The organism is Chryseolinea sp. H1M3-3, from assembly GCF_029360725.1.
In the GTDB taxonomy this organism is placed as follows: domain Bacteria; phylum Bacteroidota; class Bacteroidia; order Cytophagales; family Cyclobacteriaceae; genus Chryseolinea.
Genome location: NZ_JARKMY010000001.1, coordinates 1,458,094 through 1,470,465 on the forward strand (window position 1 = coordinate 1,458,094; position 12,372 = coordinate 1,470,465).

Genomic DNA, 12,372 nt, shown 5'->3' on the forward strand with positions numbered 1-12,372 from the left:
TGAGAAATACTTATCAACGGAATACTAAATCGTTGATTTACACCGTTTCAAGGTAAAGAGTGTTACGGATCCTTTTATTAGGTCGGCACCGTCGCTTTGTCAGTGTCCATTTTAGAGACAACATAAAGAATGATTTTTGGATTAGTTGACTGGATCTTGATAATCAGCAGGTTAATTTTTGCATTTCATTTTAAAATATTACACTTTTGATTTTGAACAGTTAGGAGGGTCCTTACCTCAATTTTTTTTAACTACCTATCTTTGGAATATATTTTTAATCGCCTTCGGGTATAAAAGAATTTTAGTATGAGAAAAAGCTGGTTTGGATTTTTAGTGGTTACCGTTTTTGTTGTGGCCGTCGTTACTGTTAACCGGTTTTATATTGTACCCACATTAATGCAAGACCAGGCATCGGCCGATTCTATGGCTACCGGTTCTGATTCCACTTATGTTGCAGAAATTAAAGCGCCGAATTTTTTATATGGGATGGTGGTAGACAACTACACTGTTATCGAAGACAAAATTAAACGAAACGAAGTCTTAGGTGATATTCTAATGGAGTACAACGTGCCCGCAAATATCATTCACCAGATATCCAAACTTTCCAGAAACGTTTTTGATGTTCGCAAGATCGCTGCTAATAAAAAATATACATTGATTTGTGACCAAGACTCACTTAAAACAGCAAAGGCTTTTGTTTATGAGCCTAATCCAACTGAATACATTGTGTTCCGTTTTGAAGACACTCTTTGGGTAGACGTTTGCCAAAGAGAAGTTACTATTGTTGAGAAGAGTATTGCAGGTGAGATTAAATCAAATCTCTCCGAAACGATAGAAGAACTTGGCATCTCGCATGACCTTACCAATCGTTTTGTCGATGTGTTTGGCTGGCAGGTAGATTTTCAACGGCTGCAAAAAGGTGATAAGTTCAAGCTCATTTACGAAGAAGCACAGGTAGAAGGTATCTCTGTCGGGATAAAACAAATAAATGGAATTTACTTCGAACATTTTGGTCACCCCTACTATGCATTTCCATTTGATCAAGGCGAAGGGACTGATTATTTTGATGATGAAGGAAAAAGCCTTCGCAAGGCTTTGTTAAAATATCCTATTGAGTTCACCCGTATTAGTTCACGGTATACGATGAGCAGGTTCCATCCGGTCCAAAAACGGTGGAAGGCACATCTCGGAACCGATTTCGCTGCGCCAAAAGGAACTCCGATTCGGGCAGTTGGAGATGGATATGTAGAAGAGGCGCAGTATAAATCCAACAATGGCAATTATGTTAAAATAAAACATAACGGTACGTATACTACGCAATACCTTCACATGTCGCGTATCGCGGATGGTGTAAGGGCAGGGACGCGCGTTCGTCAGGGACAAACTATCGGATATGTAGGGAGCACGGGATTGGCAACTGGTCCGCACCTTTGCTATCGCTTTTGGAGAAATGGCGTTCAGGTAGACGCTTTGAAAGTTGAGCTTCCTCCGTCACAACCTGTGAAAAAGGATTACCTTGAATCCTTTGAAGCAGTAAAGGCTGAGCTCACGAAAAAGCTTGACGACATTTCGTTCCCGGTTCAAGCAGATCCAATAGCATCATTATAAATTGCAATTAAGGATTTATAATTTTTCTGTTCACTTTTTTGTTAGAAGAGTGGAGATCTTCCTTTTTATTAATGAGGTTCTGTTTACTCATATTTTTTCTATTCACGTGCACCGTAATTCAAGCTCAGAAAGTAGGACTGGTGTTAAGTGGAGGCGCGGCCAAAGGGCTGGCGCATGTCGGCGTTTTGAAAGCGCTTGAGGAAAATGAAATTCCGGTGGATTACATTGTAGGGACCTCCATGGGAGGAATTATCGGTGGCTGTTACGCGGCAGGCATGAGTCCCGATGAGATTGAACAAATGGTTCTCTCGGAACATTTTCTAAGGTGGATCAACGGATTACCTGAAACCGGCTACAACTATTACTACCATCGAAGTGACGAAACGCCGCAGTTTCTAAAACTCAACCTTGCACTCGATTCCACCTTAAATTTTAGATTCAATTCAAGCATCGCCAGTGATGTTTCTTTGAACTTCGCCCTGGCTGAAAAAATGGCGCAAGCTTCAGTTATCTCAAATAATAATTTCGACAGTCTTTTTGTGCCGCTTAGAGTAATCGCTGCCGATATATTTACGCAAAGTGAAGTTGTAATTTCAAAAGGGTTGTTGAGTGATGCACTTCGTGCCACGCAAACCGTTCCTTTTTTTTATAACCCGATTCGTGTGGATGGAAAGTATCTTTTCGACGGGGGCGTTTACAATAATTTTCCTGTTGATGTTGCTGCGCGCGAGTTTAAGCCCGATGTACTCATTGGTGTCAATGTGTCCAGCAAGATTTACGATGAGTATCCATACGACAACGATGAAAAATTAATCTCCCGATCCTTACTCCTCTTGCTGCTTGACAAATCAGATCCTTCTCAGATTCCTGATCGTGGAATTTATATACAACCTAATTTGAAAGGCTTTACTTCATTCGATTTCGGTCGTGCAAAAAGTCTTATTGATAGCGGTTACGCCCAAACCATCCGACAAATGGATGAAATCAAAAGCAAAATTGAAACCCGTACGCTCTGCGACGATGTGGCAGCAAAGCGAAATACCTTTAAAAGCCAAAGTGTTCCATTTGCGTTTGATCAAGTCACTTTCCAGAAATTTAATTCAAAACAACGTATCTACATCCGCAGGATATTCAAGACCAGAAAAAGAGGCGGAGAGTTCTACTATGGCGACATTAAAAAAGGATATTTTAAACTGGTCTCTGAAGATTATTTTAGTAATGCCTATCCAAGAATTCTTTATGACTCAACGAAAAAGAAATTTAATTTTGAATTAACCAGACGCCCGCAGCAAAATTTTCAGGTCGACTTTGGTGGCGTCATCGCTACACGAGATATCAGCAATATTTATTTGGGTTTCAGTTTCTATAATTTTAACAGAACCTTAACGCATGCTTATGCGGGTTTCCAGACAGGAAGTTTTTATAAGTCGGCGTTGTTAAAGGTCAGAAAAGATTTTCCCTATCAGTTTTATATCGAGCCTTACTTGGCTTTTGATAGTTGGGACTATTTTGAGAATGACGATTTACTTAAGAATGTGTCGAGTGCCTATCCGCCCACTGTACTCCGAAGAGTCAACAGACGATTAGGATTGCGTGCGGGTGTGCCATTCAAACATTCGTTTAAAGCCACTCTTAATTTCGAAGGATTTAGTAACGACGACAGATATATAAACGGCGAAGTATTTACCAGTACGGACAAGTTGGATAACCTTCAACTCAAAGGTTATAAAACAGGTGTAAGCCTGTCGGCCAACACACTTGACCGAAAACAATATGCTTCCGCGGGACAAGCCTTTAACTTTACTTTTGATCTATTCCAGGTGACAGAATATTTTACACCGGGTAGTACGTCGGTAGATTCTAACTATACGGAAGCCCGCTACCATTGGTGGCGCGCAAAGGTTAGTGCAGAGCAATACTTTGGTTCAAGTTGGTTTAGGCCCGGCTATATGATAGAGGCGGTGTTTTCTAATCAGCCATTCTTCCAAAATTATTATGGTACCATCATTAACACACCTGGGTTTTTTCCTTTGCAAGACAGCCGCACGTTGGTGCTCAGAAATTTCAGAGCCTTCAATTATATTGGGGGTGGCGTGAGAAATGTTTTTAAAATTCACAATAAAGTTGACTTCCGTTTAGAGGGATATTTCTTCCGGCCCTTCGAATACATTCGTCCGAACGAAGATCAAAACGCATTTGCCAAGAATAACTTAAAAACGGTGTACTTATGTGGCACTGCTGGTTTCGTATACCATTCTCCTATTGGTCCGGTGAGTCTAAGTCTAAATTATTATGATGATGACAGGAACCAGTTAGGTGTGTTGATGCATGTTGGATTTTTATTGTTCAACAAACATTCACTCGATTGACCCTTGAATTTTACTCCTCCGGCTTGTAGCTTTGTATATTTCCCTTCGTCTACTTTTAGTCATTTGGTGAATTGGTTTAGCCTAATTCTAATTTTTTTAGCTAAGTTTAAACCATGAAATTAACATAGCTGTAATGAAGCGATATTTATTGCCCCTGTTTTTACTAGCAATAGTTTCCGTATCCTCACAAGCTCAGGTTGTACAGTGGGCATCAAAAGTTATCGAGTTCTCTTCTGAATTAACACCTATTCAATACTCAGCTAAACAGGTACTGGGAAAACCCAACGTACTGCCTGCTGGAGGACAAAGTCCGAACGCGTGGGCACCTGACCGTCCGCAACGAAAGGAGTTTTTAAAGTTAGGATACGACAATCCTATCAGCATTCGACAGATCGCCATTGCCGAATCTCATAACCCCAGTGCAATCTACAGGGTACTTGTTTACGATGAAGCGGGGAAGGAATATGTAGTCAACACACTCAACCCTATGGCTGTACCTCTCAAAGGTAGGATGTTGAATGTGTTTATGGAGCTTACACCATATAAAGTGGCTGCCGTTAAAATCGAATTTGACGGTGCGGCTGTTCCCGATTATTACAGCATCGACGCCGTCGCTATTTCTGATTCTAACTATCCTATTATTGCTGATATACCCACCATGCAATTGCTTGCGTCTGGCATTTTAATAGAAGCGCTTGATAAAAATGTTAACAGTGAATACAAGGAATTGAATCCTTTACTTTCACCAGATGGCAAAACCCTTTATTTCAGCAGACAAAATCACCCGGAAAATGTTGGTGGCGACCGAGACAAAGAAGATATCTGGTATTCTGAACTTGATTCGGCTGGTCGCTGGCAACTTGCCCGCAACATGGGGAGCCTGAACAATGCAGGTCCGAACTTTGTGAATACAATACAAAGTATGACGCCGGATGGAAAGTCCGCGATCATGTTGCTGGGAAATAAGTACCTTAACAATGGTAAAATGCTTGCAGGTGTTTCCCTTAGCACCAACGTTGGTGGCTCATGGAGTAAACCGACAGCACTGAATATTGTAAACGACTATAATTATGCGGAAAAGGCAAATTATTTTCTGGCTGATAGTCGTAAAACCTTGTTGATGTCTGTGGAACGGGACGATACTCAGGGAGATCGGGATCTTTATGTTACGTTTATGAAGGCCGACAGCACATGGTCTGAGCCGTTGAACCTTGGCGATGTTGTAAATACAGCAGGTGAAGAGTCGGCGCCATTTTTAGCTTCTGATGACAAAACATTATACTTTTCGTCAAACGGGTTCAGCGGATATGGCGGCGTAGATATTTACGTAACAAGAAGATTGGATGATACCTGGACGAAGTGGTCAGAACCAGAAAATTTGGGACCTGAGATTAATTCACCATTGGAGGATGTATTCTTTAATATCCCGGCTTCGAGCGAATTTGCTTACTACTCACGTGGTGTCAGCGATACGAATACCGATATTTTCAGAGTAAAACTTCCCATCGTCAAAGCTCCTGAAACTTACGTGACCGTGAAAGGTAAAGTTATCGACCAGGCTACTGGAAAACCGGTCAATGCTAAAATTATTTATGAACGACTTCCTGATGGCACTGGCGCAGGCGTTTCTCAAACCAATCCCGAGACCGGAGAATATGAAGTTCGACTTCCAACGGGCCATCTTTACGGACTACGCGCGGAGGCCGATGGCAAGATCTCGGAAAGCCAAAACATCGATTTAAAAGATGTAAAGCCAGATCAAACAATTGAAACGAAGGATTTCAATCTTACCCCAATAGAGGTGGCTACGATTGCACCTAACGTAACAATCGTTCTGAATAATATTTTCTTTGACTTCGACAAATCCACTCTTAAATCGGAATCAGGACCTGAACTTGATCGCATCGCTGATATGCTCAAGGAGAAATCAACAATGGAAATTGAAATCACCGGCCATACCGACAATGTCGGCACCGACAGTTACAATATGTCATTATCGGAAAGAAGGGCCAAGAACGTTGTTGCTTATCTCATTAAAAAAGGCGTTGACAAAGATCGATTAGAGGTGCAATTTTTTGGAGAATCAAGACCGATAGAAACTAACGAAACAATGGAGGGACGGGAAAAGAACCGAAGGGTTGAATTTAAGATCCTTAAGTTATAATGTTTAACAAAGATCACATGAGTAGAAAATTTTTTAAACTTTTCAGCCTAGTTCTTCTCATTTCAGCATCAGCATTTTGTCAAACAACCGATAGTCTTATCTACGCAGAAGGTAAGATTCTAAATGCAGAAACGAAAGAGCCGGTAAATGCCCGCGTTACTTATCAGAGTTTGCCCTATGGCAACAAGTTAGGCACCCTCACCAACAGCTCGTACTCATTTCCGATGTTCGACAACGAAAAATATTCTATAACAGTAGAGGCGCAGGGATTTACCACGGCGAAATATATGCTTGACCCGGCAACTGCCGATGGTAACCGAAAGGTGATTAAGGATATCGAATTAGTAGTAGGTGAAATAAAGAAGCATGAGGTGGGCCATGTTATGCGGCTTGACAATGTGATTTTCCCTGTAGGACGCGCCAGAATTAGCGAAGAATCTTTTGCCGAATTGGATGTAGTGGTTGACATGATGAAGGAGAATAAGACCATGATAATTCAGCTAGAAGGACATACTGATTATCAGGGAAACGCTAGGGATAATCTCAAACTTTCAAAAGAACGCGTGGAGTCCGTTAGGCATTATATTACGTCAAAGGGAATAGCGAAGAGCAGAGTAAAAACCAAAGCTTTTGGTGGAACTATGCCGCTATCACGTGATAATACTCCAGAAGCCCATCGATTAAACAGAAGGGTGGAACTTCGTATTTTACAGAACTAAGGATTCATCCGGCTTGCCATAACAAGATTTTGCCTTTTCCGGAGCGCATGAATCTGCCTTAGATATTTTTCCTTCAACCCGTTATCAAGTTGGCTTTCAATGACGGCCAATAAAAGCACGGATGAAAATTCTCGGATTCTGGACGAATGGTACAGATCAAGAGCCTTGTCCAGATGAGCGATGGCCAGATCAAACTTTTTTTGATTGTATGCGTCGATTGAAACGTTAAAATGCAAGAGGCCTCTTACCTGTTTAAGATCAACCGCATTGAATAAGTTGGCTGCATATTCATAGTATTTTTTGTCGCTCGCGTCAACCGGCTGTAAGTTGTTTTTCTTATAGGTATCAATTCTTTTCTCTATTTCAACAGGGTCAGTTACAAAGCCATGTACCGGATCCGTTGCTTCGAACAACACTTTGCCTTCATCGGTTGAGGCAACTAAAAAAATGTGGTAGTTCGTTTCAATAATAGAAAACTGTATTCCAAAATGCTGGAGCAGTACCGCATACAAAGCTGTTCCTGTTAAACAGTTGTAGTTACCGTGATTCAGGGTTTCCTTAAACGAGGCATATTGTGTGTAGTGTCGAAAAAATTCATGACGGGTTTTGTGAAAGAGAACGCGGCAAAACTTCACACTATTTCGTGGATTCTCCTTTTGCTCGATACGCCTTATGAAAGTTGTTATATCAGGGATTGTATTATCAATACCCTCTACCTGACTAAACATGGAGACATGATGGAAAAGCGTTTCAAGGCTGCCAACCGATGTGTGATTCTTTTCTTGGCCATACACAAGAAAAGGGACTAGAACCAGAATCATCCCTGCTAACTTCATGTTATCCCTATGTTACTTCTGCTTACCCAATTTAACAAACGCTTAACATAATTCAATGGTTTGCAGCGCTGACGTAATATTTCAAGTTAAGTTGTAGATTCACTTATGGACAGCCAGACCTTAGAAACTTTCCTGGATAAAATTTTTGCCCTTCAAAAACGCAAATCGAACGAACTTCGGATTGAACCTATCCATAACCGTAAACTCCGTATTCACAAGCTTCGTGAATGGATTCACGTTAACCGTACAGCTATACAAGAGGCTATGTATGTTGATTTTAAGAAACATCCCCTTGAAACCGATGGTATTGAACTCTTAAATGTGCTAGCGGAAATTAAAAACACCTTGTCCCATCTGGACGATTGGGCAGCCCCAAAAAAGGTTGATGCCCCGCTCACCATGCTGGGAACTCGTTCCTTCATACAGTATGAGCCTAGAGGTGTATGTTTAGTCTTGGCCCCCTGGAACTATCCATTTTTGCTTTGCGTCGGGCCAATGGTTTCCGCCCTGGCAGCTGGAAACACGGTAATACTAAAACCTTCAGAACTGACACCGCATGTTTCTGCCGTTATAAAAAGAATGTCCGACGAAATCTTTGATCCTGCTGTTGTTTCAACATTTGAGGGTGGGGTCGAAGTTTCTCAACACTTGCTTCGCCTTCCATTTGATCATATTTTTTTTACTGGTAGCCCAACCGTAGGCAAAATAGTAATGAAGGCTGCTGCCGACAATCTAGCTTCTGTTACATTAGAGTTGGGAGGGAAGTCGCCTTCTATCATCACCCGAACTGCTAATTTAGCCGATGCGGCTGAACGCACGGCTGCTGCAAAATTTGTTAACAATGGTCAGACTTGCGTCGCCCCAGATTATATCTTGATCGATCAAGGTATCGCAGAAACATTTATTCCGTTGTTAATAGGGCAAATCGAGAAATTATTTACCGAAAATGATCAGGCGTTCGAAGTATCTGAACACTATTGTCGGATAATCAACGACAAGAACTTTTTACGTGTGCAAGGATTGCTTGATGAAGCAATAGCCCAGGGAGCTCAAGTGAGATATGGAGGAAGCAGTGACAGACCGTCGCGATTTTTTCATCCAACGATTTTGTCAAACCTTTCGCTCACTTCAAGAATCATGAAGGAAGAAATCTTTGGACCAATTCTGCCTATTGTTACTTATGATAACCTCGGCAGGGCTATTGCTTTCGTCAACGACATGCCCAAACCTCTTGCACTCTATATCTTCTCAACAAGCAAAAAAGAGCAATCCAACATATTGCAAGAGACGAGTTCCGGTGGAGTTTGTATAAATGATAGCGCTATTCATTTTTTACACCACAATCTTCCTTTTGGCGGTGTTAACAACAGCGGGATCGGTAAGTCACACGGATATTATGGGTTCCTTGCCTTTTCCAATGAAAAACCAGTACTTCGGCAACGAAAAGGACTCACCACAATCAAGACATTTTACCCGCCGTATACCAAACGCTCCCAAAAGTTAATGGAGTGGTTTTTGAAGCTTTTTTAAGAAGAATAACGAATGTGGGCTGCGGGTACGCTCAAAACTCTTTAAATGGCGTCTACAATATTTAGCCTGACGCCCGATTTGAATAATTTTTTGTTCTGTTTAGTAACTTTGGAACCTTAAACGTTAGATAAAAAAACCTCATATGAAAAAAGCTTTGAAATGGACACTGATCATAATCGGTGGACTATTTGTTTTGATATTGGCAGCAGCCTTAATTCTTCCAAATGTCTTTAAGGATGATATTAAAGCAGCAATAGATAAGGAATTGGCTAAATCAGTCAACGCCGATGTGCTGTTTGATGCCGACAATTTTAGCCTTTCCTTCTTTCGTCATTTTCCCAATGTAACGGCAAACTTAAAAGACCTCGGTGTTATAAACCGTGCGCCCTTTGAGGGCGAAGTATTGTTTGCAACGGAAGAATTTGAGGTAGAAGTAAACCTAAAGGATATTTTATTTGGAGATCAATTACGCGTAAAAGGGATCTCGCTTATAAGACCCGTCATTAATATTAAAGTAAACGAAGATGGTAAGGCGAATTATGATATCGTAATACCATCAGCAGACACAGCGCAGGTCACTGAAAAAGCTGAAGATTTTTCATTTGGAATAGATCATTGGGAGATTGTTGATGGGGATGTCTCATACGATGATCGCACCTTGCCTTATTTGCTTACCATAAATGGTTTGAATCACTCTGGAAGCGGAGACTTCTCTCAAGATGTGTTTGACATGAGTACGCACACGGTAGCCGATACGGTCACCACTTCGTTTGACGGTGTTGAGTATCTGTCGAACAAGCGGGCGGAGATCGATGCAACGGTTACCATAAGCGAAGCCTATTCAAAATATGCCTTCAAAGAAAACTCCATTAAAGTAAATGACTTTGCGATGAGTTTTGATGGCTGGGTTAAAATGAATGAGAATGATTTTGATATGGATCTTTCATTTAAGAGCCCGGACAATTCCTTTAAAAGTTTGCTTTCCTTAGTTCCCGGTATGTACAGCAAAGATTTTAACAACATCGATACAAAGGGGGACTTAGCTTTTAACGGCGCTGTGAAAGGAAAATATGCAGAAAAACAAATGCCCGCGTTTAACTTGAACTTATTAGTTAAGGATGCGATGTTCAAATATCCCGACCTTCCAACAGCTGTAAATAATATCAACGTTGATTTATTGATAGATAATAAAGACGGTGTGATTGATAATACCGTTATCGATTTGAAAAAACTGCACCTCGATTTTGGTTCTAACCCTGTGGATGCACGCGCATTGATCACGAAAATATATCCAACCAACCTCGATGCAAATGTTGCGGCAAAATTAAACCTTGGCGAACTCAGCAAAATGTTTCCTATGGAAGGTCTTGAAATGAAGGGTAACTACGCTATCAATTTATCTGCGAAGGGTGTATATGATAGCTTAAAGAAAGTAATACCTTCGGTTGATGCATCAATGTCCCTTGCAAATGGATACGTAAAGTCTAAAGAATTCCCAATTCCAATCCAGGATTTACATTTTACCTCTACTGTTAAAAATGCCACTGGTAAAATGGAAGAGACTGTCATCAACGTAAATGATCTCTCCATGCTGATGGATGGTGAAAAAATCACTGCGGACCTTCTTCTTCAAAACTTGAACGACTACACCTGGGATTTGAAAGTAAATGGCGGTGTTGATCTCGAGAAAATCACAAAAGTATTTCCGGTCGAAGGAATGGCCCTTGCGGGAAAAGTGAAAGCTAACATTCAAACAAAAGGAAAATATTCCGATGTTAAAGCAGAAAAGTATGATCGTTTACCTACGAGCGGAACAGCATCATTGGCTGACTTTAAATATACTTCTAAGGACCTGCCTTATGCAGTCACTCTTTCGCAAGCGTCTATGGTATTTGATCCCCGGAAAATCGAACTTCAAAAAGTTAATGGAAAAATTGGGCGGAGTGATTTCAACATCAATGGATCAGTATTGAATTACCTGGGGTATGTATTTGGCGACAATGATATCATAAAAGGGAATGTTACTTTCAATTCCACATTGCTCGATCTAAACCAATTCATGTCTGATACAGAGGAGACCACCACCACTGATACAGCGTCGTATGGAGTGATACCTGTGCCAAAAAATATCGACTTTGTATTGAAGTCATCCATCAAAACAATAAAAGTAATGGACTTTACCATGACCAATGCCTCTGGTGATGTTATTGTAAAAGATGGTGTTGCTAACTTGAGTGGGCTCAGGTTCAACATGCTCGGCGGCGCTTTCGTGGTCAATGGAGCATATGACACTCGTAACCTGAAGCATCCTAAATATGATTTTGCATTAAAGATTGAAAACGTCTCGATACGTCAGGCCGCGAGTGCATCTACACTTGTACAAACTTATGCGCCTATTGCAGGCCTGGTGAATGGAAATTTCTCGACTGATTTTAAACTGAACGGAGAGCTTCTGCCGAACATGTCGCCAAATCTAGCAACGGTCAACGGAGGTGGCTTAATTAAGATTGCCCAAGCTGCATTAAAAGAATCGAAAATATTGTCAAGCATTACTTCTCTGACCAAACTTGAAGACACCAATGAAGTAACTTTCAAAGATGTGCTGATGTCGGCATCGCTTAGCAACGGTCGGCTTAGTGTAAAACCTTTTGATGTTAAATTCGGAAACTATAAAACAACTGTAGCGGGAAGTACTGGTTTAGATAAATCGATTGACTATACTTTGAAGATGGATGTACCTGCAGGAAAATTAGGGACACAGTTCAATAGTTTTATTGCGTCGAAGACCGGTGCAAAGACAGATCCGAATGGCACAATACCTATTACAATAGGATTGGGTGGAAGCGTAACAGATCCTTCACCAAAGCTTTTAATGGAAAGCCAAAAAGAACAGGTTAAAGAAGCGTTAACAGAAACTGCAAAAGAAGAAGGTGCAAAAGCGCTTGAGAAGGCAGTAAAAGGTACCGAAGCAGAGAAAATAGTTAAGGATATTTTGGGTGGGGGAACCAAAGATACAGCGGCGGCAAAGACAGCAGATACCACAGCATCAAAACCCGCCACGACAGAAGATGTCCAAAAGAAAGTCGAGGAGGAAGCAAAGAAGAAAATTCAAAACTTCCTGAAGAAAAAGAATTAGCAGGAAAAGT

General features: G+C 41.1%; 7 protein-coding genes. 6 read left to right on the forward strand and 1 reads right to left on the reverse strand.

The annotated features are described in order from the left end of the window. Positions 1 to 306 precede the first annotated feature (306 nt). The 4 genes from P2W71_RS06360 to P2W71_RS06375 all read left to right on the forward strand — a co-directional run bounded on the left by P2W71_RS06360 (position 307) and on the right by P2W71_RS06375 (position 6,860). The gene (locus tag P2W71_RS06360) at positions 307 to 1,608 is read left to right on the forward strand and encodes a peptidoglycan DD-metalloendopeptidase family protein (protein WP_276368500.1); all 1,302 of its coding nucleotides are present in this window, start codon (positions 307 to 309) and stop codon (positions 1,606 to 1,608) included. Between the two features lie 71 nt (positions 1,609 to 1,679). Next, positions 1,680 to 3,977 (forward strand): patatin-like phospholipase family protein, encoded by a 2,298-nt coding sequence (locus tag P2W71_RS06365; protein ID WP_276368503.1) that lies wholly within the window; start codon positions 1,680 to 1,682, stop codon positions 3,975 to 3,977. A 133-nt stretch (positions 3,978 to 4,110) separates the two neighbouring features. Further along, a complete protein-coding gene (locus tag P2W71_RS06370) occupies positions 4,111 to 6,141 on the forward strand; it encodes an OmpA family protein (RefSeq protein WP_276368505.1) in 2,031 nt (676 codons plus the stop codon). Between the two features lie 17 nt (positions 6,142 to 6,158). Then, positions 6,159 to 6,860, forward strand: a complete 702-nt coding sequence (locus P2W71_RS06375; protein WP_276368508.1) for an OmpA family protein — start codon at positions 6,159 to 6,161, stop codon at positions 6,858 to 6,860. Here the strand turns inward: P2W71_RS06375 and P2W71_RS06380 are convergent. Continuing rightward, positions 6,857 to 7,696: a hypothetical protein gene (locus P2W71_RS06380; protein WP_276368510.1), complete on the reverse strand. Its 840-nt coding sequence runs from the start codon at positions 7,694 to 7,696 to the stop codon at positions 6,857 to 6,859. The genes P2W71_RS06375 and P2W71_RS06380 overlap by 4 nt on opposite strands. Positions 7,697 to 7,801: 105 nt before the next feature. Between P2W71_RS06380 and P2W71_RS06385 the strand changes: the two genes are divergently transcribed. Both P2W71_RS06385 and P2W71_RS06390 read left to right on the forward strand, forming a co-directional pair. Continuing rightward, a complete protein-coding gene (locus P2W71_RS06385) occupies positions 7,802 to 9,226 on the forward strand; it encodes an aldehyde dehydrogenase family protein (protein ID WP_276368512.1) in 1,425 nt (474 codons plus the stop codon). Between the two features lie 142 nt (positions 9,227 to 9,368). Then, complete coding sequence (locus tag P2W71_RS06390; protein ID WP_276368514.1) at positions 9,369 to 12,362, forward strand: AsmA family protein; 2,994 nt, start codon at positions 9,369 to 9,371, stop codon at positions 12,360 to 12,362. Positions 12,363 to 12,372 lie beyond the last annotated feature (10 nt).